The sequence below is a fragment of the Nonomuraea sp. MG754425 genome (assembly GCF_021699195.1).
GTDB lineage: Bacteria > Actinomycetota > Actinomycetes > Streptosporangiales > Streptosporangiaceae > Nonomuraea.
On sequence record NZ_SSXE01000039.1, the window covers coordinates 1 to 24,208 of the forward strand.

The following is a 24,208-nucleotide window of genomic DNA, read 5'->3' on the forward strand; positions in this document are numbered from 1 at the left end:
AGCACGCCGCGCCCCGCCTCCCCTCGCCCCCGGTCACCACGCACCCGAGCAGGTCGAACGCGCCGCTCCCGTACGGGTTCCAGCCCGGCTCGGGCGGGACGTCCCCGCCGAAGGAGCCCGGGTCGTTGTTCATGGTCGGAACGTCGCTGAGGTACCGGCCCGCGAAGGTGATGCGGGGGAGTTCGAGATAGCTCATCGTCGCCGTCCTCCTGAACGCACCGGTGCGGCCGTGACCCGGTGACGCCCGCGCGAGCAATCACAAACTGTAGCCACGGGAAGACCGTCTGTCAGGAGATGCCGGACCGCGGCTACATCCTGGTCCGCGCGTACGCCTGCAACGCGTCGCGGACGAACCTCGCCCCCGCGGCGTCGTCGTACATGGCGGCGAAGCGGGGGTCGTCGACGAACATGTCCCCGATGCCGGTCACCATCTCGATCGAGCGCTCCCGGTCGCCCTCGGCCGTGGGGGTGCCCGGGATCCGGCTCAGCCACCGGACGTGCCGGGCGGCCAGCGACTGAGCGTGTTCCGACGTCGGCGATTCCCCGGCCTTCGCCGCGGCGATCCATGCGGCGACGAGGTCGTCGGTGTCCCGCTTCCAGGCCCGCTGCTGGTCGAGGCTCTTGCCGTGCCACCAGTCGTTGCTCACCTGGAACGCGTGCTCGCCCCAGCGGGAGATCACCTCGTCCTTGTAGTGGTCGTTGAACCCGGCCAGCATGACGTCCATGCGCGGTTCCACCCCCGACCGCAGGGCCTCGAGCGTGTGACGTACGGACCGGAGCTGCCGGTCGATGCGGGCCCGTTCCGCTTCCAGGGCGGCGATGTGGGCGCGGAGCCCGTCGAGCGCGTCCACCTCGTCGGCCAGGACCCCGGCGATGGCCGGCAGGCCCATGCCGAGCCGGCGCATGAGCAGGATCCGCTGCAGCCGGGCGACCGCGGCGGCGTCGTAGTAGCGGTACCCGTTCGCGCCGATCCGGGACGGGGCCAGGAGCCCGACGCGGTCGTAGTGCCGCAGGGTGCGGCTGGTGATGCCGGCCCGCGCCGCGAGTTCCTGGATCGTCCACTCCATCGTTCCAGTGTCACCCGTGGCGCAGCGTGGTTGCGATGATCTCGGAGGCGTCGGCGTGCAGGGCCTGCGCCGCGGTCTGCCCGGTCGCCGCCAGGTAGGTGTCGACCAGCCGGTTGCCCGCGGCGTATCCCGCGCCCATCGGCAGTCCCACCGGGGTGAGGCCGAAGCGCTCGGCGCTGGGGTCGCCGTGCACCCAGGCGGTGAAGTTCTGCATGCCGGTCACGTCGAGCCCGGTGAGCACCTTGTTGAAGACCTCGTCGTCGTGCAGGTGCGGGACGCCGATGCGGGCGGGGCCGAGCTCGTCGCCGTAGAGCTGACGGGCGAAGGCGTCGGCCAGGCCCTCGCCGACGATGTGCTCGCCGACCGTGACGGTCATCGGGTCCCACACCACCCCGCCCGGACTCCACCGCAGGTTGTGGTGCAGTTCGTGGACGGCGGTGGCCTCCAGCCGCGCCACGTTCTCGGGGAAGGGCCAGAACGTGATGGCGATGTTGCCCGAGATGCCGCCGAACCCGGTCAATCCTTTGCAGGGACCCATGAAGTGTTCGTCACCCGGATCGCCGAGGACGAACAGCACGGTGATGTCCGGGGCCTCCAGCCCCGGCGTGGCCTCCAGCAGGACGGCGAGAGCGTCGTCGAGCGCGCGTTCCATCCGCTCCCAGGCCCCGGCCGCGGCCAGGGTGTCCAGCGCGTCGAGGCACCGCTCCTCGTCGCGGTCGATGGGGAAACCGGACGTCGCGAGGTGTGCGGCGACCAGGTCGATCTCGCCGGGGTTGTAGCGGTACATGCCCTTGTTGGGCTCCAGCATCGAGTGCAGCAGCCCGGCGCGGTCGGCGATCGGGGCCAGCAGGATCCGCCGCATGGCGGAGTAGGTGTCGAGAACGGTGATCGGCATGGCCCCGATGCTAGAAGTTGACGCAGCGTCAAGGTCAACCCAGCCGGTGCCGGTCGCGATGTGAATAACGAGTTTCCTCATCGCCACTCTTTGCGTACGCTCTACAACGCAAAGTAATCGTCAATCTCGGGTCCAGGAGGGGCAATGTTCAAGACCGTGCGCGTCGCAGCCGTCGTGGCCGGGTCCGTCGCGTTGATGTCGCTGGGGTTCGCCGCCCCCGCGTCGGCGGCGACCGTGCTCAGGTGCGACACCTTCGTCCACAACAACGACAACTACGTGGGCATCGCGTTCTGCAGCAACCCCACGGGCCAGACGTGGCGCTTCCGCGCCGTGATCACCTGCGGCTGGGCCCCCGACGTCGTCGGCGAGTGGGTCACGCTCCAGCCGGGCGGCACGGGGCAGTCGCAGGGCTCCTGCGGGCGTCTCGGCACCGGCGTCGGCGCCGTGGGCGTCGACGAGCGCGTGGCCTGAGCCTGCGGGAGGCGGGCGCCGCCGGTGGGAGGCGGTGCCCGCGTCCGTCGAGGGTGTGCCGGTCAGCTTCGTGGGGTGGCCCGCGCGGGCGGCGGTACGGTCGTCCGCGCCGCGGCGGCGTGCAGCATGCGGGGGACGAGCCTGCGGTGCACGGCCGAGAGCGGGGGCCAGATCACCGCGCCCACGCGCCGGTCGTAGTGGAGCAGGGTGCTCAGGGCGACGTGCCCGCCGGTCACCTGCACGACCAGGTTGCCCGACAGGAACCAGGAGGCGGCCTCCAGCCTGATCCAGTCCGGGCCGCGGGCGGTGACAGCGTGGGGACGATACGCACGCAGCGCGACACGTGGGTCGAAGAAGGGTTGACGGCGCTGGCCGCGGGCGGCCCGGACGCCGTTCGCGTCGAAGCCCTGGCCAAGCGGCTCGGCGTCACCAAGGGCGGCTTCTACGGCTACTTCGCCGACCGCGAGGCGCTGCTGGCGGCGATGCTGGACGCCTGGGAGCGGGAGAGCGTCGACGAGGTGATCGACCGCGTCGAGCGCGAGGGCGGCGACCCGCCTGCCAGGGCCCAGCGCGCGGGCCTGCTCACCTTCTCCGACGACCGGCTGCTGCCCATCGACCTCGCGATCCGCGACTGGGCCAGGCGTGACGAGGCGGTCGCCGCGCGGCTCAGACGGGTGGACAACCGGCGCATGGACCTGCTGCGGGAGATGATCTCCACGTTCTGCTCCGACGCCGACGAGATCGAGGCCCGCAGCACGCTGGCCTTCTGCCTGGCGATCGGCCGGCACTTCCTGGCCGCCGACCACGGCGGACGCAGCCGGATCGAGGTGCTGACCCACGCCGCCGACCTGGTGTTCGACCGTCCCCGGTGAGAACCGCGGCCCTGCGGGAAGCGGCCGGATCGCGGGTGTCCCCAGTTGTCTGAAAATCACCCCGCGCTCTCGATGAATCTACAATGTAAAGGCGCCCGGTGCGGTCGATGAGCCGTCAGGTCCCCGCCCCGTCGCCGAGCCCATGGGTGAAGCGCGCGATGAGGAGGGCGAACCTGCGGCCCTGGGCCTCGCGGGGGAGCCGGCCGCCGCGCGTCAGCGTCACCAGGCCGTGCAGGGCCGCCCAGTAGGTCTCGGTCAGCAGCCCGAGATCGGCGCCGTACGCGTGCGGGGCGACGGCCTCGGCGAGTTCGTTGAACCCGGCGTGCAGTACGGCCGGCGCCTCGGGCGTGGCGAAGGGCAGGTTGACGTTCTGGCGGAACATGGCGTCGTAGAGGGCCGGTCGCCGCTCGCCGAACGCCAGGTAGGCGCTGCCGACCTGGGCGAGGGCGTGAGCGGGAGTCGGCGCCGCGGCCCTGGCCGCACGTAGGTCGTCGCCCAGTTCGGTGAAGCCTTCGAGGGCGACGGCGGTCATGATGGCGTCCTTGCCCTTGAAGTGGCTGTAGAGGACGGGCTGGCTGTACTCGACCCGATCGGCCAGCCGGCGGGTGGTCACCGCCTCCCAGCCTTCGGCCTCGGCCAGTTCGCGGGCCGCGGTGATGATGAGCTGCTCTCGCTGCACGCGTTCGCGTTCCTTGCGCTTCTCCGTGGACATGCTCACAAATCTAGCACCGCTAGCGTTCCTGTCGATGACCTGCTAGCGTCATTCTCGTTCCTAGCAGCGCTAGATATTTTGTGAGGTCCCCCATGTTCACCGCCATCGCCTACGGTCTCGCCATCGCCCTCAACCTGCTGTGCCTGCTCATCGGAGCCCGTTTCCTGTTCCAGCCCGTCGCCGCCGCCGCGGGCTACGGCGTCCCGGCCGGCACGGATCGCGCCTACCTGACGATCAAGGGCATGCGTGACGGCACCTACGGCGTGGCCGGACTGGCACTGCTGGCCTTCGCCGGACCCCACCCCGCGGCCTGGCTCATGCTGGTCGCCGCCGTGCTCCCGCTCGGCGACACCCTGATCGTGCTGCGCAACGGCGGCACCAGGGCGACCGCGTTCGGCGTCCACTTCGCCACCGCCGTGCTCGTCCTGATCAGCGCCGCCCTGCTGTTCGCCGTCTGAGCGCGCCGGGCCGATCACCCGCTGCGCGCGGGCGGACTCGCCTGGTCGGCCCAGCGGCGCAGGCGGCGCGAGGCCGTCTCCAGATCCGCCGCCGCGGACGCGCACGCGCCGACGTGGTACTCCACCGACGCCCGCAGCCAGGCCGGCGCCGCGCCACCCGCCTCCAGAGCCGCCTCGACGGCGCGCAGGCGTTCGGCGCAGGCGGCGAGCGCGCAGGCGTCCGCGTGCAGGGTATCGGCGTGGGCACTGATCGCCGTGACGTCGGCTGACATGGCTCCCTCTCAGGCGAGCGGCACCGGGACGGCGTTGTCCCGGCGGGTCTGGCGGATGCCGGCCGACAGGCACAGCAGCGGGCGGGCGCCGTCGAGCCCCAGCTCCCTGAGCCGGACGGCCAGCCGATGGTGGGGGTGCTGCTCGACGCTCAACCGCATGCGGGGCGCGAGGTGCAGCCGGGCCTGCCCGCGGGTCCGTACGCAGGAGCGCAGCGCGCCACCCGCCTCGCACGTGTAGCCGACGAGGTCGGGATCGCGCACCGGCAGCCCCGGACCGAGCCGCCCGCGCAGGGTGAGCACCTGACCGGCGCTGACGTGCGCGGAACGGGCGCCGAGCAGGACGTGCGCCGCCGTCATGACCGTCTGGCCGCCCCACAGCCGCGGGGCGAGGGCGCGCACGAGGGCGGAGTCCACGGCGGAGCCGACCAGGAGGGTGCCCGAGCGGCGACGGTCCGCCGGGCGCAGCAGGTCGGGCCAGACGGACAGCGGGTGCGGTCGCGACGGGCCGGGCACGACGATGCCGGCCTGCACCTCCCGGTAGCCGCCCACACTGGTGTGCCGGTTCCAGGCGGCGTGCACGGCGACCAGGGCCCGGCCGCGCACGCCTACGGCGGGGCCGAGCCCCGTGCCCTCCACCAGGCGGGCGGCGGCCTCGAAATCGGCCGCGAAGTACGCCGTCAGCGCGCTGCCGTCGTGACACCTGATCGGCAGCTCGACCGCTCTGCCGGGACCGTCGACCGGGTGGGTCGGCACGGTGAGGAAGGGAAACCCCTCCGGGGCCGCCGGACGGTCGGACAGCAGGTACGCCTGCGAGCGCAGGACCGGCCCGCGGAAGGCCGTCAGCCGCGCGTCGATGTGGGCGCGGGCCTCGGGCAGGTCGTCGGACAGGTTCGCCAGGTAGTGCTCGACGCTGTGGCACAGCGGGAACAGGTGGGTGGGGTCGGTGTAGTCGACCACGTACCAGCCGGGGTGCAGGTCGAAGACGGTGCCCGCGCCCTGCCCGTCGAGGGTGGGGATGAGGTCGTGCTGGTTGGTGACGCTGGCCACCCAGGTGCGGGGGTCGGCCGTCCGCTTGAAGTCGACGGGCGCGCCCACGGCGACGACGTGGGTCAGCGTGTGCCGCGCGCAGAACGCCGGGTCCTGCGCCAGGTTCATGATCGCCGCACCGCCCGCGCTGTGCCCGATCAGCGCCACCTCGGCCCCCTGCGGCAGCCCGTAGTCGGCGACGGCCTTGGCCAGCGCGCGGCTGTAGGGGCTGCTGGCCAGCACGGCGCTGCTGAACGCGCCGAGCAGGTCCTGGGGGGAGTCGAGGTCGGGACGTCCGCCGCGCATCCCCGGCGCCTGGACGACGTGCCGGACCACTCCGTCGGGCCCCCGGACGCTCTGGATGAGGACGCGCCCGCCGGTGCCGATGGCGGCGATGTTGCCCAGGAAGCCGAGCAGCGACCCGCGCCTGCACAGCAGCCCCGATTCGGCCACGGTCAGCTCGACGCGGCGCGCGGCCCCCTCGCCGGAGTCGAGCGCGGCGATGGCCCGGTTGCTCATGCCGGTGATCGGGTCGGCGGTCGCGAAGCCCTTGCCGGTCGCGATGAGCCAGGCCGTGGCGTCGTTGAGCGGGTTCTCGTCGAGCAGCGCGCGCAGCGCGAGCACCTCGCCGAAGACCGGGGCGAGCTGGCTGAGCGCGCGTACCGCGCCGCGGTCCTTGAGCAGGGCGCGCAGGGCGCGGACGGCCTCCAGGTCGCGGTCGGCCGCGGCCGCGTCGATCAGCCGGGTGAGCATCGGGTCGGCGGCCAGCTCCGGATGGCTGAGCGCGACGGCGGCCACCCGTAGGCGCAGCGAGGTGGCCAGCACGCGGACGGCCAGGCTCTCGGCCCCCATCATGGCCGCGGCCTTGGCGGCCAGCGTGGCCAGCCGGCCGCCGGTGAGGGCGTGCCCGAGTCCGCGGCTGTTCGTGGTGGCGCGCAGCAGCGCGCGGTAGGCGGGGCCGGCCGCCGGCAGGCCGTGCGGCAGGGCGCGCAGCAGCGCGCCGTCGGTGAGCGCGGACGTGGCGCGGGCGGCCACGTCGTGGATGGTGATCGCGATGTCGACCAGTTCGCGGGCCGCGGCGCGCAGCGGCTCGGGGTCTTGATCGTCCGGTTCGCTCACGGCCGGTCCCGCCAGGACATGGTGACCAGGCGCGGGGCCGGGTCCTCGGGGGTGTTGCGGCGCACGATGTCCGACAGCGAGCGGGTGGCCGCGATGATCCGTACGCCCTGCGGGGAGAAGGTGGCGGCGTTGAAGACGCGCGGGGCCAGCAGCGGGTTGGTGAGCGCCTGGGAGAAGGCGTCGATGGCGATGATCTTGGTGAGCAGCGGGGGCAGGATGGCGTCGGGGGAGCCGGGTTCCTCGGCGAACAGCCCGACGTACAGGTCGACGTCGTCCACGTCGCGGTAGAGCTCGCGCAGCGCGCCGGCGACCCGCGGGTCACCGGTGATCTGGCCGAAGTCGCGTACGCGCGGGAAGCGGCAGTGCTCGCGATAGCTGTTGTACGGCGCCAGCCCCAGCACCCGCGAGTCGGCGATGCTGTGCACGTCGATGGGCAGCAGGAGGGGATCGGTGTTGAACAGCCCGATGCGGCCGGCCCGCTGGCGGGAGGCGTCCTCGAACAGCCGCCCGAGGCCGGTGCCGGGCAGCAGCGCGGCGTTCATCAGGGTCTGCGCCATGGGCAGGTCGTGCCCGCCCACCGACAGCCGCGACGGGATCAGGCTGTGCCAGCGGTAGACGAGGTTGAACTCGACGGAGGCCCAGTTCTCCCGCTGCCAGGGCGCGTGGGCCAGCATCGACGACAGGCGCGGGTCGAGGGTGAAGCGGAAGTGGTAGGGGGTGATGTGGTTGATGTACTCCTCGGCCACCAGCTTGATCAGCAGCACGATGAGGATGTTGCGGGCGGTCTGGAACAGCCGCTCGTCGTCCCAGCCCGGGTAGTGCCGGGCCAGCAGCCGGGCCACCCGGTTGTGCTCGCGCAGGAACAGCACGGTCAGCATGGTGAAGCCGATCTGGCCGTTGCCCCGGTCGCTGCCGGTGGCGAAGAGCCGGTCGCGCTGGGCGTCGCTCAGCTCCTCGAAGCGGATGACCCGCAGCGCGGCGAACTCCGGCTTGATCTTGCCGTGCTCGCACAGGTAGGGCGGGAACTCGCCGCCGTTGATGAGCTGGCTCTTGAGCAGCCCGCCGTCGAAGCTGCGCAGCGCGGCGGTGGCGGCCTCGTCGAGGCCGTAGACCGGGTTGAGGTCGATGTGGTGGTTGGAGGAGTTCTTGCGCGGGTCGCGGGGCACGTTGACGTCGCCGCGCAGGAAACCGTCGGTGAACCACTGCGCGAAGTACGCGAACAGCACCGTCGAGCGCGGGCACGGGATCATGCTCTCGCCCCGGGTGAACAGCTCGGCGGCGCTCTCGGGGCTGGGCCGCCGGTCGTCGGCGACCTCGACCGGCGGCAGGTGCCGGCCGCTGTAGCTGCGGTCGGTGAGCGAGGACCACGAGGTGTAGCCCGCCATGGTGCTCAACGGCTCGGGACGCGGCGGCATCTCGCGGACCGCCCGGTCGATCAGCCAGGCGTTGACCCGGCGCCGCAGCGGCCGGCCGGCCTGGACGAGCCGCCAGAACGGCCGGCCCCGGGTCAGGGCCAGGAACCTGAGCCGGTTGGCCAGCCCGTCCGTGGCGACGGTACGGGCACTCGATCGTCTCGCGGCCATCGTTCAGCCCTCCTGTACGCCGGGCCCGAGCCCGAGCGCGAACCTGTCGGGGAAGATCCCGAGGCTGTAGGCGATCGACCCCTCGGGCGGCGGGAGCAGGCGCACGCCGGGGCGCAGCAGCAGGCGGCGTACGGTCTCGGTGATCACCGGCCCGGCCACGTGCACGCCGAGACAGGCGTGATGGCCGGTGCCGAAGAACAGCCGGTGGTGGCGCGGCCGGTCGAGCCGGAACTCCTCGGGCTCGGGCACCACGTCGGCGTCGAACATGGCCGAGGCCGGGGCCGCGAGCACGTACGTGCCCGCCGGGACGAGCGTGGCGCGCGGGGTGCCGGCGGCCACGACGTGGTCCTGCTCGCAGAGGCGGGGGATCAGCTTGAAGAACGGGCTGAACCGCAGCGCCTCCCAGACGTACGGCTCGAAGCGCTCGGGGTCGCCGGCCGCCTCCAGCGCCTCGGCGAGCACCTGCGGGCGCAGCAGGAGCTGCTCGACCGCCTCGGCCATGGCCCCCGGGGCGCTCTCCACGAATCCGAGCGGCATCCCGGCCATGTTGATCACGATGCGGTCGTCGGTCATGCCGATGCCGCCGGGCAGCCGGGAGCCGGCCAGCCGGCCGAAGACGTCGTCGGACGGTACGTCGCCCGCCCGCCGCGCGGCCAGCCGTCCGCGCAGGTAGGCGACCAGTTCGGCGCCCGCCTCGACGGACGCGGCCTGGATCCGCGGATCGGCGAGGGGGTTGGCGAAGCCGTCGGCGACGATGGCCCGCATCCAGCGCGACAGGGTCTGCGGGTCGGGGCCGGGGACGCCGAAGTAGCCGGCGCTCACGCCGAGGGCGACCGGGCGGAACAGCTCCTGGACCGCGTCGATGCGGCCCCGCTGCCCGGCGGCGTCGAGCAGGTCGTCGGCCAGGCGTCCGGCCAGCTCGCGGACCCGGCCGGCGTCTCCCGGCTCGAGCATGACCCGCATCAGGCCCTTCTCCCGCCAGTTCATCGGGGTCGCGTCCCGGCCCAGCATGAAGGGGGCGCCCAGGGCGGCGTCGAGGCGCGGGCCGAAGGAGCGGACCGAGAAGACCTCCTCGTGGGAGAGCACCTCGGCCACGTCGGCGAAGCGGGTCACGACCGTGAAGGCGGGGGTGACGAAGATCGGGCGGTGTGCGCGCAACTCGGCGAACAGGCTCCGCCAGTCTTCCCGCATCCACTGCCTGACCAGGCCGAGCGCCGCCATCGGGTCGCGGGCGAGCGCCTCGTCGTACCTCTGGAGCAGGCCACCCGTGGTCGCCTGATCGACAGAACCCATGCCGCGGCCCTTCCCGACCTGATGATGATCACCTTGTGCACACACAATCTACGAAGGCACGGAGCGCCTTCTCAGGACTACGCAGCGCAGTCTTATGGCTCCTCAAAGTAATCCCATCGTCACCCTCAGGTCAATTGCCTCGGCCTGGGTGCGTCGCCGTTCAATGAGACCGATCACTCCGCTCACGAGGGGGACGCGTGACATCACCCAGCCGGCGGCAGCGCGGGAGCACGGCGGAGACGGTGGCGATCGGCGCCGGCCGCCGTGGCGCCTACCTGGTCGTCCTGGTCATCCTGCCGGTGCTGGCGCTGGCGCTCGCCGTGCCGGCCGCCTGGGGGTGGGGCGTCGGGGTCCGCGACCTGGTCATCGCGGTCGTGATGTACCTGGTGAGCATCTTCGGCATCGCCATCGGCTACCACCGGCTGTTCACCCACCGCGCCTTCAGGTGCAACCGGGTGCTGCGGATCTGTCTCATGTTCGCCGGCGGCATGGCCGTCGAGGGGCCGGTCACGCTGTGGGCGGCCGAGCACCGCAGGCACCACAAGTACGCCGACCGCGAGGGCGACCCGCACTCCCCGTGGCGTTACGGCGACAGCGGCCTGGCGCTGCTGCGCGGCATGCTGCACGCGCACGTCGGCTGGTTCTACACCGCCCGCCTGCGCTCCAGCCGCCGGCACTGGGTGCCGGACCTGCTGGCGGACCCCGACGTGCGGCGCTTCGACGCCGCCTACCCGGCCGTCGTGGCGCTGTCGTTCGCGCTGCCCGCCGTCGCCGGCGGGTTGTGGTCGATGTCGTGGGCGGGCGCGTGGAGCGCGATGTTGTGGGGCGGCCTGGTGCGGTACGCGGTGGTGCACCACGTCACCTGGTCGGTGAACTCGATCGCGCACACCTTCGGCGACCGCCCGTTCCGGACGCGGGACCGCTCGTCCAACGTGTGGTGGGTGGCGATGCTGACGCTCGGCGAGGGCTGGCACAACTGGCACCACGTCGAGCCGACCTGCGCCCGGCACGGGGTGCTGCGCGGCCAGCTCGATCCGAGCGCGCGGCTGATCCGGTGGTTCGAGCAGGCGGGCTGGGCCCACGACGTGCACTGGCCCAGCCCCGGCCGGCTGACCGCCCACAGCACCGGCCCGGCCGGTCAGCAGGGGCCTTAGCGCGCTCTCGGGAGTGTCCGCCGGATGACCTCGTCGTGCCCTGGCCCCGGAGCAGGTGTGGCCCGGAGGATGAGAATCCCGGGGCCGCTGGGTGAGTGCGCCGCCCCCGGGCACGAGGCCGGACGGCGCCACCGACGCTTGCCCCGGTGGCGTCGTCCTCCGGGCGCGCCGGACGTCCGGGTCAGCCGTTGAACGTCACGGTGGCGAACCGGTACCAGGTCTTGCCGTTCTCGTCCCCGTAGTGGGTGCGGCCGGTCATGACCTTCCCGGCCGCCGCCAGCCAACTGTGGCTGCTCTCCTTGTACTCGCCGCTGACGTTCCCGTCGGTCAGCAGCACCTGCCGGCCCTGCCAGTACAGCGCGGCGCTGCGGTAGCGGGTGGGGCCGTTCTCGTCGTCCTGGTGCCAGCGGCCGACGACCACCTGGTTGTCGGGGGCGCTGTAGTCGGACCGGCTCTCCCTCTCGGGCGAGGTCCAGTCTCCGGAGTGCACCTCGACCTGCTGGTCGTCGATCAGGATCCGGCTGCAGGAGTAGGTGGTCCTGGCGTTCTCGTCGCCGTAGTGCGAGCGGCCGGTGAGCACCTGGTTCGGCGGGCAGGTGAACTGGGTGCCCATCGACTCCCACACGGCCTCGGAGTAGACGCGCTCCACCTTGATCGTCACCGCCGCCGAGGCGGGAGCGGCCATGGTGGTCGCCGACAGGGCGGCGGCCACGGCGGCCACGGACAGGGTCTTGACGTACGTTCTCATCGTCTGCGGTTCCTTCTCGAAGTGGGGGTCAGCTCGCGACGGTCACGGTGGCGAACCGGTAGCGGGTCGTGCCGTTCTCGTCGCCGGTGTGCACGCGGCCGGTCATGACCCTGTTCGCGTCGGCCTGCCAGGCGTGGTTGCTCTCGCGGTAGGCGCCGCTGATGTCCCCGCCGGTCAGCAGCACCCGCTGGCCCCGCCAGTAGACGGTGGCGGAGCGGTACCTGGTGTAGCCGTTCTCGTCGCCCTCGTGCCAGCGGCCGGCGACCGCCTCGTTGTCGGGGGCGCTGTAGTCGGACCTGCTCTCCTTCTGGCGGTTGTTCCAGTCGCCCAGGTACACCTGGGCCTGCTCGCCGTCGATGAGGATGAAGCTGCAGTAGTACGTGGTGGGCGCGTTCTCGTCGCCGTAGTGCGAGCGGCCGGTGAGCACCGTGTTCGTGGGGCAGGTGAATGGGTCGATCCACTCGCGCACCATCTCGGCGTGGGCGCGCTCGACCTTGATCGTCACGGCGGCGGCGGACGCGGGCGCGGGTGTCGCCACGGCCAGGGCCGCCAGGGCGGTCAGGGCGGCGGACGCCGCGATGGGTGACGTCTTCTTCCTCATATGCGTGTCTCCTGCGCTGCGGTTTCGGTTACCTCGCGGAGCTTCGCGGAGCCGACTGGTGATCCACTTGTGGCTGGGTTGCGACAGCGGTCCTGGCCGGCCGGAGTGCACGAAGGTGAGTCCAGCGTGGAAGACGATCGCGTATGAATCACAGATGCGGACGCATTGGCCATCTCCGCGAGCGTTCATAGGGTCGACGCATGACGAGAACATTGGTCAGCGGGGCGACCGGCACGGTCGGCCGCCCGCTGGTGACGGCACTTCAGGACGCGGGCGCCGACGTCCGCACGGTGACGAGGGAGCTGACCGACCCGGTCGCGCTGGAGGCGGCCCTCGACGGTGTCGAAGCGGTGTTCCTGCTGTGGCCGTTCGCGTCGGCCGACGGCGCCCGCGAGGTGGTCGAGCTGATCGGGGCGCGGCGGGTGGTCTACCTGTCCTCGGCGGCCGTCCGTCCGCACGAGGCCGAGATCGAACGCCTGATCGCCGCGACCGCCCGGGAGTGGACGGTGCTGCGCCCGCACGCGTTCGCCGCCAACACCCTGCGCTGGGCGGAGCAGGTGCGCGCCGGCGTCGTACGGCAGCCGCGGGGCGAGGCGGTCTTCTCGCCCATCCACGAGCGGGACATCGCCGCCGTCGCCGTGCGCGCGCTGCTCGACGACGGGCACCACGAGGCGGTCCACACGCTGACCGGTCCCCGGCCGCTGACCCAGCGGGAGCAGGCGCAGGTGATCGGCCTCGCCATCGGCCGTCCGGTGCGCTGGGAGGACGAGCCCGAGGAGGAGACCAGGCGGCGGCTGCTCGGGCAGGGCTGGCCCGCCCCGGCCGTGGACGGGATGCTGCGCGACCTGGCCGGACCCGGCCCGTCCAGCACGACCGTGGAGCAGGTCACCGGAGTGCCCGCGAGCACGTTCGAGAGGTGGGCGGGCGAGCACGCGGCGGACTTCCTCGGCACCATGCGGGCCGCCCGCATCCACGAGTACGGCGATCCCTCGGTGATCTCGCTGGACGAGGTGCCGGTGCCGCGGCCCGGACCGGGGGAGGTGCTCATCAGGGTGGCCGCGACGTCGTTCAACCCGTCGGAGGCCGGCCTGCGCACGGGCCTGCTGCGCGGCGTGCTCGACATCACGCTCCCGCACACGCTCGGCGTGGACGTCGCGGGCACCGTGGTCAGCGGGGCGGGCGACCTCGTCCCCGGCGACCGGGTGATCGGGCTCATCGACGGGGCGGCGGCCGAGTACGTGGTGGCGAAGGCGAGCCTGCTGGTCAGGGCGCCGGAGCGGATCCCGCTGGCGGACGCGGCCGCCGTGCCGGTGGCCGGGCTCACCGCCTGGCAGGCGATCTTCGACCATGCCCGCATCGGCCCCGGCAGCCGGGTGCTGATCAACGGGGCCGGCGGCGGCGTCGGGCTGTTCGCCGTGCAACTGGCCAAGCACACGGGCGCGTACGTGGTGGCGACGGCCAGTCCGCGCAGCGCCGCCGCCGTGCGCGCGCTGGGGGCTGACGAGGTCGTGGACTACACCGCCGATCCGCTGCCCGGCGGCAACGACGTGCTGATCAACCTGGTGCCCGGTGTGCCCGCGTCGGTGTCGGAGCTGGCCGGGGCGTTCGTCTCGATCACCGAGCCGATCGAGCATCCGCGCGCCGTCCGGTTCGTGGCCCGCAACGACCCGGGCCAGTTGGCCGAGCTCGTGGCGCTGATCGACAAGGGCGCGGTGGTGGTGGAGACGAGCGTCCGGCCGCTGGAGTCGCTGGCGGACCTGCACCGGGCCGCCGAGCGTGGCGGCCTCCGCGGGAAGGTCATCGTGTCGGTGCAGGCGTGATCACGATCGGGGTCTGACGGGATCGTCCTGATCGCCGTAGGGTGGGCGGTCATGGGCGGACTCGTACTCTTCGACCTGGACAACACGCTCGTGAACCGGCATGACGCGTTCCACCGATGGCTGGCGGAGTTCGCCGGGAGGTGGGGGCTGGGGGAGCGCGACACCGCCTGGACGGCCGTCCTGGACGCCGACGGGATGACGCCGAGGCAGGAGTTCTTCGCCGCGGTGCGGGAGCGGTTCGGGCTCCCCGAACCGGCGGAGGAGCTGCTGGCGGCCTTCCACGAGCGCATGCCCGAGCTGGTCGTCTGCCCGCCCGAGGTGCTGGCCGGGCTGGGCCGGTTGCGGGCGGCCGGCTGGCGGCTGGGGATCGTGACCAACGGGGCCGCCGGCAACCAGGAGGGCAAGATCCGCTGCTCGGGCCTGGCCGCGATGGTGGACGGGTGGGCGATCTCCGGGGCGGAAGGGGTCGCCAAGCCGGATGCCCGCCTGTTCCGGGTCGCCGCCGAGCGTTGCGGCGCGGACCTCGCCGGGGGCGGCTGGATGGTCGGGGACGACCCGGTCAACGACGTCGTGGGCGGGCGGTCGGCCGGGCTGACCACGATCTGGGTCGATCGGCGGGTCGGCCCGTGGCCGGCGGCGGAGCCGAAGCCCGATCGGGTCGTCGCCGACGCGGCCGGGGCGATCGCGGTGCTGCTGGACCGGTAGCCGCACGACCGGCCCGCGAGGGCCCGGCCGCCGTTCGATCACGGCACGGGGCGGAGTATCGGATCGTCCAGGACGAAACGGGCCGCAGCCGCCGCACCGAAGATGCGCTGAAGGCGACGCGGTCGGCATGCTGCTGCTGGTGGCGGGGCACGAGACCACGGCGAACATGATCGCGCTCGGCACGTGGACCCTGCTGCGCCACCCGGAGCAGCTCGAAGCCCTGCGCGCCGACCCCGCCCTGATCGGCAACGCGGTGGAGGAACTGCTGCGTTACCTGTCCATCATCCAGTTCGGCGCGCAACGCGCCGCGCTCGAGGACGTCACCCTCGACGGCACCCCGATCCGGGCCGGGCAGACGCTCGTCATCTCGATCCCGGCGGCCGACCGGGACGCCGCCAGGTTCCCGGATCCGGACGCGCTCAACCTCGCCAGGGACGCCGCCGGGCACCTCGGCTTCGGCCACGGCGTCCACCAGTGCCTGGGCCAGCAACTGGCCAGGATCGAGATGCGGGTCGCCTACGCCGCGCTGTTGCGCAGGTTCCCGGACCTGCGCATGGCCGTACCGGACGAGGAGGTGCCGCTGCGCACGGACATGGCCATCTACGGGGTGCACAGCCTGCCGGTCGCGTTCTAGATCGTCACTCCGGGTATCTGGTAAGTCACATATGGCTTCGGCGGGCCTGGGAGCCCATCGGCCCTGGTGGTACCAACATGTGGGGTCACTGCGGCTGAGGGGGTGGGCGATGCGGCCCGACGTGGGGGAAGCCGGCGGCGGTGTCGGGCTCGGCCGGGCCGTGCCCGAGCTCCAGGCCGGGCGAGGGGTGCTGCACGGCGCGTTCGCGGTGCTGGAGGAGCTGGCCAAGCGCGAGGAGGCGGGCCTGACGCAGCTCGCCCTGGCCACCGGCCTGCCCAAGGCGACCACTCACCGGTTGTTGTGCCGGCTCGCCGACCTGGGCTTGGTGCACCGCGAGGACGGCGGGCGCTACCGGATGGGGGTGCGGGCGTTCCGCTGGGGCCAGCGCTGGGCGCCCGCCCAGGTGCTGGGCACGGCCGCCGCGCGACCGCTGCGCCGGCTGGCCGCCGCCGGATGCAGCACGGTCATCGCGGTCCGGGACCGCGCGGACGTCATCGTCGTGGCGGGGATCACCGACCCGGGCGTGGACGAGGTCTTCCAGATGCGTCCGGGCATCGTGCTGCCGGCGGCCAGCGCCGCCGAGGTCGTGCTCGCGGCATGGGACCCGGCGTCAGACCCGCTGTCGGGCCCGTTCTCGGACCCGGCGTGGGACCCGGCGTCGCTCGTGCGTCCGCGCCCCGGCCGGGGCCTGCCGGAGGGCTGGTCCGCGGCCGAGTGGGCGCGGCGGCTCGGCGACGCCCGCGAGCGGGGGGTGGCCTTCGACTTCGAGGCGGCCCTGCCGCCGCTGGGCTGCGTGGCCGCCCCGGTACGCGCGCCGACCGGAGCCCTGGTGGCCGCGGTCGCCGTCGTCGCGGTCGGCGCCGGCCGGCTGCCCGCGCTGGCCGACGCCGTACGCGTCACCGCGGCGCACATCAGCGCCAACCTGGCCCGCGTGCCAGGAGCGGGCCGGGCACTGAACGCGCTCACCGCGCCGCCCTGAGCACCCCGCCGGGCACGGGGGCCCCGGCGGGTCAGGTGGTGAAGTCGATGACCAGCCTGCCCGGGTGGGCGCGCAGCGGCACGCTGTCGGCGTGGGCGAGCCGCTCGCCCACCGGGATCCGCGACAGGCGGCCGTCCGACGAGACCGGGCCCGGCACGGTCGTGTCGGCCGTGCCCGGGTCGGTGAGGTAGCGCTCCCGCTCCTCCACCAGCAGCCGGTAGTCGCGGCCGACGCTCACCCCGGCCGCGGGGAGCACGCCGGACCAGCGGAAACCGGCCCCCTCCTGGCCGCAGGCCAGCTCGGCCGTGAGCTCGGTGTCCACCCAGTCGAGCTCCTCGCCGCTGGCGAACGGACGCCGCTGCACGGTCGCGGTGACACGATGGCTCGCCGCGACCCCGGCCAGGCCGGGACCGGACCGCGTGCCCAGTTCGGTGGCGGCGGCGGGACCGGCGAGCGTGACGCGCAGCCCGCCGTCCGGCGTCTCCTCGACGGTCAGCGTCCGGCGCGGGACGAGCTGGGCGAACTCGGCCTGCACGACGGCCGACAGCTCCAGCCCGGCCAGCGAGTGCGGCTGGTAGCGGGCCACGGCCAGGCGCAGGAACGGGAAGCAGGCCGACTCCCGCCCGGCCGCGCCGAGATCGACGTCGACGTCGGCGAACCACAACCCCTTGGCCGGGTCGAACGACGGCTCGTAGGCCACGACCGCCGCGACCAGGTCACCGCCCGCCCCGGACTCCGCCAGCCGCAGCCCGGCGGGGGCCGCGACCGGGCCGGGGAAGTGCACCGGGGCCGGCGGGGGCAGCACGGTGGCGTCGGACCAGACGGGGTCGGTGCCCCAGCGGGTCGCCAGATGTCCGGGCAGCGGCCCGGCCCCGGACGCCGCGGGCGGGTCGAGGACGACCGCCAGCAGCTCGTCGTCGCCGGAGGAGAACCACGGCCGGTCCAGGTGGACGCGCACCCCGGCCCCCTCGCGCACCGACACCAGCCGCCGGTTCTCGCGATCGGCCCGCCGGCTCCACCGGAAGGTGGGCAGCAGGTACGAGGGCTTCGGCGGCTCCGGCCGCCGGCCGGCGGGCACCGGCCAGCCCCGCTCCGACGGCCCGGTGCTCGCCTCGCCGACACTGGTGACGAGGCCGGGCTGAGCGGTGATCGACGGGTGGAAGTACTCGCGGAACCGGGTGGTGGCGGTCGGCCGGTAGACGACGTTGCGGTGCAGCGTGTCGCCGAAGTCGTGCCGGAGCGGCGGCCCGGAGTGCGGCAGCCGGACCTCGTCGCGGTCGTGGTGGGCCAGCTCCACCCGGCCGACGTGGGCGTGCTCGGTGAGCCGGCGGGGCGCCGGTTCGGCGACGTCGTCGATCCAGCGCGTCCAGGTGGCGTCGATGTCGACGTGCCCGGTGCTGCGGGGGTGCGCGCGCAGCGTGCCGCGCAGGTCGGCGAAGGTCTGCTCCGGCTCCCGGGCGAAGCGCAGCGCGTCCAGCGCGGGCGCGCGCAGCGGGCGCTCCACGGCGTGCACGAGCCGGAGCTCCGTGTACGGGGTGAGCAGCCAGTTCAGTCCGGCGGCGGTCTCCTCGGCGATCAGCGCCCGCTGGGCGTCGGTCAGGTCGCGCCAGAAATCGGAGTCGAGGAAGCGCCGCCAGACGGGGAAGAGGGCCAGGTCGTCCGGGTCGAGCCGGCAACTGAGCCGGACGGTGGCCATCTCCGCCTTGGGCAGGTACACGGTGAGCCGGCGGGGGATGTCCTGCCAGCGCGGCTCCCCGTCGCCCTCCTCGATGCGCAGCGTGAACGGGGCGGCGTCCGGCCAGGCCGGGTGGAAGCCGTCGTGGAAGGAGACCGGGTAGAGCGGCGGCGCGCCCGGCAGGCCGTACAGCGTGACGCCCCGGGCGAGGACGTCGGGCAGGTACGGCAGGACGAGCTCGGCGGCGGTGTGCACGACGAACTCGCCCCGCTTCAGCCCGGCCCCGCGCGTGACGGGCAGCGCGGTGAGCGGCTCCGGGTCGGCGGCGTCGTGCTTGGCGACGGCGATCTCGTCGAAGAACAGCAGGTCGCGGGTCCGGCGCGGATCGTCGGCGAAGCTGACGACGGTGTCCAGGAACGTGCCGGCCTCGCGCGCGGCGGCCGCGAAGAACCTCCTGAGCACCCGCTCCGGCCGCTCGCCGCCGATGGCGTCGTCGAACCGGCCGTGCCGCTCGGCCATCTGCAGCGACGTCTTGGGCGGGGCGACGAACCGCTCGTCGAAGTGCGGGTAGCGGCGGCTCAGCCCGTCGGCGGCGGGCGGGTGGTCGGTGTGGCCGGGGACGTCCTGGCGGTCCAGGGCCCACGACCGGGCGGGCACGTCCCGGCCGCGCGCGGTGACGGTGCTGCGGATGACCAGGCACCGGCTGGACTCGCCCTCGTTGAACGCCCTGCTCTCCACGATCGCCGGCTGCGGGACCGGCTCCCACCGCGAGTACGTGATCGGCGGCGACAGCGCCGACTCCGGCGCCTGCGCGTCCGGATTCAGGGAGTTGCCCGCCAGGTCCACCACGCGCGCCCGCAACCGGTAGGCGCGCCCGTACCGCAGCGCGGGCAGCGAGCCCGGCACCGGCGTGAACTTGGTGTCGAGCGGGAAGTCCGGGTGCACCTCCGGGTCGGCGACCACCGGCCGGCCGAACCGGTCGAGCGTGCGGCCGGGCAGCGGGGCGGCCAGGCTCCAGCCGTCCCAGCCGAACAGCGCCTGGTGCACGTACAGCTCGTCGGCCCGGGTCGCGTCCCGGGTGACGGCGCTGGCGCGGACCGCGCCCTCGTCGTCGGCGATCCCCTCGATCCGGTACGGCGGCTGCCCGCCCCGGCGGATGAGGTAGGAGCCCCGGCGGCGGCACAGGGAGAGCCAGCCGGTGACCGAGCCTCCCGGCCCGGCGATCCCGGCGTCGACGCGGAACCCGCGCACCAGGTGCCCGGCGTGCAGTTCGGGGACGTCCCCGGCCTGGCGGGCGGCGTCGTCGCCGATCAGGGCGGCCAGCCACGCGTCCCGGCCTCGGTGGAAGACGGTCAGCCCGCCGCCCTGCAGCGCGGTCGTGCCGGTGCCCAGGTGCTCCGCGCTCGGCTGGCCGCTCGGCCCGGAGAGCTCGTGCAGGCGCTCGATCAGCGCGGTGAAGTCGGCCGCCTTGATGGCCGCGCCGTCGATGTCGGCGTCGGTGACCGTCCAGTCCTCGCCGCCGAGGCCGAGCCAGCCCTGCTGGACGGGGTGCCCCGGCGGGGAGGCGGCGGTGAAGCGCCGGCCGGGGTCGTGCTCGAACAGCGTCCACGGCCGCAGCCGGTCGGTGTCGAACGGCGTGGCGACGTCCTCGAACGCCACCCGCAGCCGGCCGGTCGCGCCGAGCCCGGCGGGCACCGGGACCACGAGGTCGAGGACGAGCCCGAGCCGGCGGCACAGCTCCGGGTAGTCGGCCAGGAAGCCGCAGACACCGTGGAACTCCACGTCAGGAGGGTCGGGCCGGGCCGGCGCGGCGGCTTCATCGGCCCCGCCGCCGGCGGGTTTGGGCCGGTCGTAGAAGCGCAGCGCCTCCGCCAGCGCGAACCTCGTCTCGTCGTCCCGGTAGGCGTCGCTCGCCCGGTCCACGGTGCCGGGACGGAGCCCGGCGGCCAGGCGGCCGGAGGAGCGGGCGTACGGGGCCGGGTTCTCCCCGCCGACCAGGCCGTCGAGGGCCCGGTAGGCGGCCTCGGGGTCACCGGTGAACCGGCGCATGTCCGCGACCACGGGGATGCCGCGCACCAGACCGGTGTACGGCTGGTTCCAGGGCCGGGACGGTGGGCCGCCGCCGTTTCTTCCGGCCCCGTTGCCCGGGGGCGAGAGGCGCTCGGCGACCACGGCCTTGCCGATGTCGTCGTACAGGGTGGCGATCCGCTCGTGGACCAGCGCGGCGGGGAAGGAGCGCAGCAGCCGCACGGGCGGCGGGCCCACGGCGGCGGACGCGGCGGCGCGCAGGGAACGTGAGCGCACCGGCGAGGCGGCCGGGAACATCCTGCCCCACAGGGCCGAGTCGGGGGCCGGTGACCGGGGGTCGAGGCGCGCGAGCACCGGCTCGGCGTGCCCGTCAAACACGATCCGCAGCGCCGGCAGGACCGTCTCGCGCAGCGTCCTGGGCCAGTCCACGAACTCCCCGACGTCGTCGAGCCGGCCCCGTGGGGCCTCCAGCCGGGGGCCGGCCACCACGGACAGGCGTACCTGCGCCGGTCCGGCCACCCCGGCCGGCACCGCCGTCCACACCACCTTGAACGTGCTCATGTCCGTCCGTTCACTCGGTCGATCACGCTCCGCCCACCTCCGCGAACGCGGCGCAGTACTCGGCGATCGGGTCTCTTCGCGCGCCGGTCACCGGGTCCGGATACGGCGCCATCATCTGCGCGAACGTCGGTGCCGAACCGGCCGCCGCGGCCCCCAGCACCGCCATCCCGCCGTCGGTTCGCACCTCGCCCGCTGCGGCCGACAGCAGGGACCCGGCGCCGCCGAACCGCTTCTCGCAGGAGATCTCGACGGACTCCTCGAAGAAGCCGATCTCGACGGTGATCGTGATCCTCGCCCGGCCGACCGCGTCGCCGCCCTCGTAGCCCAGCTCCAGGTAGAGCTCGATCGAGGCGGAGACCAGGCCGAGGACGTCCACCTCGCCGCGGGCGCGGAAGTAGCCGAACAGCACGGCCCGGCCGGTCGCGGCGTCCAGGTGGAAGTAGATGCCGGCCATCACCGACACGCTGCCGCTGGCCACCCCGAAGTCGACGGACGCCGCCGCGCCGAACTCCAGGCCCGCGTCCAGCGCCCGGACACCGTCCGGCGACAGCACGATGCCGAACCAGCCGCCGCCCCCGAACAACGAGACGGTCAGCCGGAACGGGGCGTCGCGGCGGCAGAACGCGAACCCGATCTCCAGTGGCCGGGTGCCGGCGAACGGCAGGTCCAGGTAGGCGTTCAGGGAGATGTTCTCCAGGCTGAAGACGCCGATCGCGAGATTCGGCAGCGGCATGCCGTAGCGCGCGAGCACGCCCGACGGGGAGACGTCGAGCATCGGCGGGTCGCTGAACCCGTCGAGCGGGATGATCCGGCGCAGCGTCTCGACGAACGACAGCGCCCCGATGAACTCGATGTCCCGGAAGGCCACCTCGACGTCGGGCTTCTCACCGGCCCGCACGGTGAACCTGACCCGGCGGAAGTCCAGCCGCATCGCCTCCAGGACGCCCGGCAGCAGCACCAGGTCGAACTCCTCCAGCGTGCAGGTCACGTCGGCCGCCGGGCGCACGTCCGGACGCAGCGCGGCGCGCAGGTCCACGACCACGGAGAAGCGGCCGGTGCGCGCCGGGTCGCCGCCGCCGTCGTGCGGCACGAAGACCGGGGGCTCGCCCGGAAGCAGCGACCAGGGCTGGATGTCGGGCGACCACTCCAGCCGCGCCGCCACCGACTCCGGCAGCCGGACCCCGGCCCGCGCCGCCTCGATCGCCTGTCGCAGCGCCAGCACCCCGGCGGGGGCGTCCTGCCAGATGGCGATGGCCTGGCGCACGTGGTCGATCAGCGCGACGACCGCGTGATCGACCTCGGCGGGCAGCCCCGCGCCGAGCGCGTCCAGGGCGGCGCCGAAGTTCCGGTAGGCCGCGTCCACCTGGGCCAGGGTGCCCGTGCCCGCGAGGAACGCCTCGACGGACTCGACGAGCGCCAGAGCCGTGGTGCGCACCCGGCCGGCCGCGGCGGCGACGGCGGGGAAGCGCGCGGCGACGCCGAGGAGCTGGCGTTCGATCCGGCGCAGGTCCGCCAGGAAGCCGGTGACGGCGTTGACGGTCTGCGTGACGAACCGCGGCGCCTTCAGCTCCTGGTCCAGGCCGGCCGCCTTGACCAGGGCGGACAGCGGGATGACGCCGAACAGCCGCGCGCCGATCGCGTCGAAGAAGTCGGAGGGACGGAAGACGCCGTCGGCCACCGTCGCCAGCGGATCGCCCGCCGCGGCGGCCGGAGCCGGCCTGGCGGCGCTGACCGGCCCGGTCAGCCGGGACAGGCCCGCCACGGTGAGCGTGGGCGCGGCCAGCCCGCCGGAGCGGTCCCGCTGCTCGCCGAAGTCCATCACCAGCGGGGACGTCCCGTCGGCCGGGATCAGTTCGAGGAAGACCTCGCCCGGGTTGGCCGGATCGCCCGGGCCGGCCGGAGCCCGGTCGAAGCCGGCCACCCGGTACCGCTGGGCGTAACGGACCGGACGGGGCCCGAGCGCCCCGGTGAGCCGGCTCACCGCGGGCAGCACCGCCGACGCCCACCGCACCACCGGCAGGAAACCGGCGACCCGCTGGTAGAACTGGTCGTCGCGGTCCGCCGGCAGGGCGGCCCCCCAGACCAGGTGGGCGGCCTCCACCGTGGTGTCGTCGGGCGCGGCGCTCGGCGCGAGCGCCACCCGGGCGCCGCGCAGCCCGGCGCTCAGCCGCGCCGGGGGCGCCTCGGGGTTCACCGGCTCGGCGTCGAAGCCGTTGTACGCCCCGGCCGCCGCGACCAGGTCGGCCCCCTTGTTGAAGTTCTCGGTGAGGAACAGCAGCGGGGTGCGGAACTCCGTCACCCGCCCGTCCAGGTCGGTCGCCCGCACCCGGAACAGGAACGGATCCTCGTCACGGACGGCGGGGAAGAACGCGTACTGCCCGTCGCGCACCGGCAGGACGTTGCCGGGCGGCGAGAGGTCGGGCGTGAGCAGGGTCAGCAGCTCGATCCGCCGGAAGGGGAACAAGGCGTTGAGCCGCTCGCTGGCGGCGTCCCGCCGTACGGTGGCGGGCCGGAACTCCCTGACCGGTTCGCGGCAGACGATGAACAGCCGCTGGGCGAGGTAGGCGGGATGTTCGGGGCGGTCGGGGTCGAACTTCCGCTCCGTCACCTTCACCAGGTCGGCGCGCTGCCCGAACGGGCACAGGAAGCCCGAGTAGAGCACCCGTACGTAGTGGTCGCGGCCCATGGCCGCGCGGTGCCGCCACTCGCTGACGTTCGTGATCGCCGGTCGTGGGTCCCAGCGGCCGAGCGCGTCGAGCCAGCCGCCCAGGGCGGACAGGATCAGGTGCCCGACGTCGGCGGGCACCGGCACGTACGGCTGGTGGCCCGGCTCGGTGAACAGGCCGCGATCGCTGGTCAGGTGGACGAGCGCGGCCCGGTCGGCGGGCGTCAGCGACGTGGTCAGGGGGTCGGGCGGCGGCTCGGCCGGGGTGTCGCCGGGGAAGTCCCGGGTCCACACGGCCCTGGCCCGCGTCCCGTGCACCCGCGTGTGCCACAACTCCACGCGGCCCGCCGCGCCGGCCGGGGTCGTCCGGTGTGTCCAGCGCACGTCCGGGGACGGCGACAGCAGCAGCCGGTACGGCAGCTCGATCGCGGTCCGGGGGTCGCCGGCGGGGTCGCGCAGCGGGTTGGCCGGGCCCTCGTCGCCCACCGTCCGCAGCGGCAGCCGGCCCATCGCCTCCAGCAGCCCCTCGGCCGTGTACGGGACCTCGTCGTGCGGCCCCACCACGAAGACCAGCACGCTGCGCCCGCCGATCCGGGACACGACGGGCGGCGCGGGATGGGGCTGCACCGGGACGGGGTCGGGCAGCCCGGCCCCCGCCGATTCGAAGAACGCCTGCTCCACCACGTGCTGTGCGGGGAACGTGACGACGATCAGCCCGTCGCGCCCGGCGGCGGCCCGGACCAGGATCCGGCGCGCCGCCGGGCGCTTGAACGACAGGCCGACGAACCTGAAGCGCAGGTCCGCCAGGTCCGCGGTGCGGACCAGGCGGACGTGGGCCGGCTCCTCCGCGGGGCCGCTCACGGCTTCACC

20 protein-coding genes and 1 pseudogene are annotated in these 24,208 nt (G+C 73.9%); 8 read left to right on the forward strand and 13 right to left on the reverse strand.

The window, feature by feature from the left end:
• The 3 genes from FAF44_RS16055 to FAF44_RS16065 all read right to left on the reverse strand — a co-directional run.
• A partial coding sequence (locus tag FAF44_RS16055; RefSeq protein ID WP_237103960.1) for a hypothetical protein occupies positions 1 to 196 on the reverse strand: 196 nt, incomplete at its 3' end.
• Positions 197 to 308: 112 nt separating this feature from the next.
• The gene (locus tag FAF44_RS16060; protein ID WP_237103961.1) at positions 309 to 1,067 is read right to left on the reverse strand and encodes a MerR family transcriptional regulator; all 759 of its coding nucleotides are present in this window, start codon (positions 1,065 to 1,067) and stop codon (positions 309 to 311) included.
• A gap of 10 nt (positions 1,068 to 1,077) precedes the next feature.
• The gene (locus FAF44_RS16065) at positions 1,078 to 1,962 is read right to left on the reverse strand and encodes a DUF2268 domain-containing protein (RefSeq protein WP_237103962.1); all 885 of its coding nucleotides are present in this window, start codon (positions 1,960 to 1,962) and stop codon (positions 1,078 to 1,080) included.
• A gap of 144 nt (positions 1,963 to 2,106) precedes the next feature.
• Here FAF44_RS16065 and FAF44_RS16070 point away from each other — a divergent pair, with 144 nt between their 5' ends.
• Positions 2,107 to 2,433, forward strand: coding sequence for a hypothetical protein (locus tag FAF44_RS16070; protein WP_237103963.1), 327 nt, complete (start codon positions 2,107 to 2,109; stop codon positions 2,431 to 2,433).
• A 62-nt stretch (positions 2,434 to 2,495) separates the two neighbouring features.
• Here FAF44_RS16070 and FAF44_RS16075 read toward each other — a convergent pair whose 3' ends face one another.
• Complete coding sequence (locus FAF44_RS16075) at positions 2,496 to 2,669, reverse strand: hypothetical protein (protein WP_237103964.1); 174 nt, start codon at positions 2,667 to 2,669, stop codon at positions 2,496 to 2,498.
• A 78-nt stretch (positions 2,670 to 2,747) separates the two neighbouring features.
• On the opposite strand from FAF44_RS16075, the gene FAF44_RS16080 reads away from it, so the two are divergent.
• Entirely contained in the window at positions 2,748 to 3,305 is a 558-nt protein-coding gene (locus FAF44_RS16080) for a TetR/AcrR family transcriptional regulator (protein ID WP_237103965.1), read from the forward strand.
• Between the two features lie 115 nt (positions 3,306 to 3,420).
• Here the strand turns inward: FAF44_RS16080 and FAF44_RS16085 are convergent, their stop codons facing one another.
• Positions 3,421 to 4,017 carry a TetR/AcrR family transcriptional regulator gene (locus tag FAF44_RS16085; RefSeq protein WP_237103966.1) on the reverse strand — a complete coding sequence of 199 codons (597 nt, stop codon included), beginning with the start codon at positions 4,015 to 4,017 and terminating at the stop codon, positions 3,421 to 3,423.
• 92 nt (positions 4,018 to 4,109) lie between these two features.
• On the opposite strand from FAF44_RS16085, the gene FAF44_RS16090 reads away from it, so the two are divergent.
• Positions 4,110 to 4,475 (forward strand): DUF4267 domain-containing protein, encoded by a 366-nt coding sequence (locus FAF44_RS16090; RefSeq protein ID WP_237103967.1) that lies wholly within the window; start codon positions 4,110 to 4,112, stop codon positions 4,473 to 4,475.
• 14 nt (positions 4,476 to 4,489) lie between these two features.
• On the opposite strand, the gene FAF44_RS16095 is transcribed toward FAF44_RS16090, so the two are convergent.
• Genes FAF44_RS16095 through FAF44_RS16110 form a run of 4 tightly spaced genes read right to left on the reverse strand, consistent with a single transcriptional unit; the run spans position 4,490 to position 9,768 of the window.
• Entirely contained in the window at positions 4,490 to 4,747 is a 258-nt protein-coding gene (locus FAF44_RS16095; RefSeq protein WP_237103968.1) for a hypothetical protein, read from the reverse strand.
• Between the two features lie 9 nt (positions 4,748 to 4,756).
• Positions 4,757 to 6,892 (reverse strand): hypothetical protein, encoded by a 2,136-nt coding sequence (locus FAF44_RS16100; protein ID WP_237103969.1) that lies wholly within the window; start codon positions 6,890 to 6,892, stop codon positions 4,757 to 4,759.
• Positions 6,889 to 8,475, reverse strand: coding sequence for a peroxidase family protein (locus FAF44_RS16105; protein WP_237103970.1), 1,587 nt, complete (start codon positions 8,473 to 8,475; stop codon positions 6,889 to 6,891). Before FAF44_RS16105 ends, FAF44_RS16100 begins: the two co-directional genes overlap by 4 nt.
• Before the next feature lie 3 nt (positions 8,476 to 8,478).
• A complete protein-coding gene (locus FAF44_RS16110) occupies positions 8,479 to 9,768 on the reverse strand; it encodes a cytochrome P450 (protein ID WP_237103971.1) in 1,290 nt (429 codons plus the stop codon).
• 197 nt (positions 9,769 to 9,965) lie between these two features.
• Here FAF44_RS16110 and FAF44_RS16115 point away from each other — a divergent pair, with 197 nt between their 5' ends.
• On the forward strand, positions 9,966 to 10,922 hold the full coding sequence (locus tag FAF44_RS16115) for an acyl-CoA desaturase (protein WP_237103972.1): 957 nt from the start codon (positions 9,966 to 9,968) through the stop codon (positions 10,920 to 10,922).
• A gap of 181 nt (positions 10,923 to 11,103) precedes the next feature.
• On the opposite strand, the gene FAF44_RS16120 is transcribed toward FAF44_RS16115, so the two are convergent.
• Entirely contained in the window at positions 11,104 to 11,670 is a 567-nt protein-coding gene (locus tag FAF44_RS16120; protein ID WP_237103973.1) for a hypothetical protein, read from the reverse strand.
• A gap of 28 nt (positions 11,671 to 11,698) precedes the next feature.
• Positions 11,699 to 12,271: a hypothetical protein gene (locus FAF44_RS16125; RefSeq protein WP_237103974.1), complete on the reverse strand. Its 573-nt coding sequence runs from the start codon at positions 12,269 to 12,271 to the stop codon at positions 11,699 to 11,701.
• Between the two features lie 200 nt (positions 12,272 to 12,471).
• Between FAF44_RS16125 and FAF44_RS16130 the strand changes: the two genes are divergently transcribed.
• The 4 genes and pseudogenes from FAF44_RS16130 to FAF44_RS16145 all read left to right on the forward strand — a co-directional run bounded on the left by FAF44_RS16130 (position 12,472) and on the right by FAF44_RS16145 (position 16,409).
• Positions 12,472 to 14,091 carry a zinc-binding dehydrogenase gene (locus FAF44_RS16130; protein ID WP_237103975.1) on the forward strand — a complete coding sequence of 540 codons (1,620 nt, stop codon included), beginning with the start codon at positions 12,472 to 12,474 and terminating at the stop codon, positions 14,089 to 14,091.
• Between the two features lie 51 nt (positions 14,092 to 14,142).
• A complete protein-coding gene (locus FAF44_RS16135; RefSeq protein ID WP_237103976.1) occupies positions 14,143 to 14,796 on the forward strand; it encodes an HAD family hydrolase in 654 nt (217 codons plus the stop codon).
• A 121-nt stretch (positions 14,797 to 14,917) separates the two neighbouring features.
• Positions 14,918 to 15,430 (forward strand): annotated as a pseudogene (locus FAF44_RS16140) (cytochrome P450); the annotation flags it as partial.
• 109 nt (positions 15,431 to 15,539) lie between these two features.
• The gene (locus FAF44_RS16145; RefSeq protein ID WP_237103977.1) at positions 15,540 to 16,409 is read left to right on the forward strand and encodes an IclR family transcriptional regulator; all 870 of its coding nucleotides are present in this window, start codon (positions 15,540 to 15,542) and stop codon (positions 16,407 to 16,409) included.
• Positions 16,410 to 16,440: 31 nt separating this feature from the next.
• Here FAF44_RS16145 and FAF44_RS16150 read toward each other — a convergent pair whose 3' ends face one another.
• Together FAF44_RS16150 and FAF44_RS16155 are read right to left on the reverse strand one after the other, a co-directional pair.
• A complete protein-coding gene (locus FAF44_RS16150) occupies positions 16,441 to 20,673 on the reverse strand; it encodes a hypothetical protein (RefSeq protein ID WP_237103978.1) in 4,233 nt (1,410 codons plus the stop codon).
• A 22-nt stretch (positions 20,674 to 20,695) separates the two neighbouring features.
• Positions 20,696 to 24,199 (reverse strand): hypothetical protein, encoded by a 3,504-nt coding sequence (locus FAF44_RS16155; RefSeq protein WP_237103979.1) that lies wholly within the window; start codon positions 24,197 to 24,199, stop codon positions 20,696 to 20,698.
• Between the last annotated feature and the right edge of the window lie 9 nt (positions 24,200 to 24,208).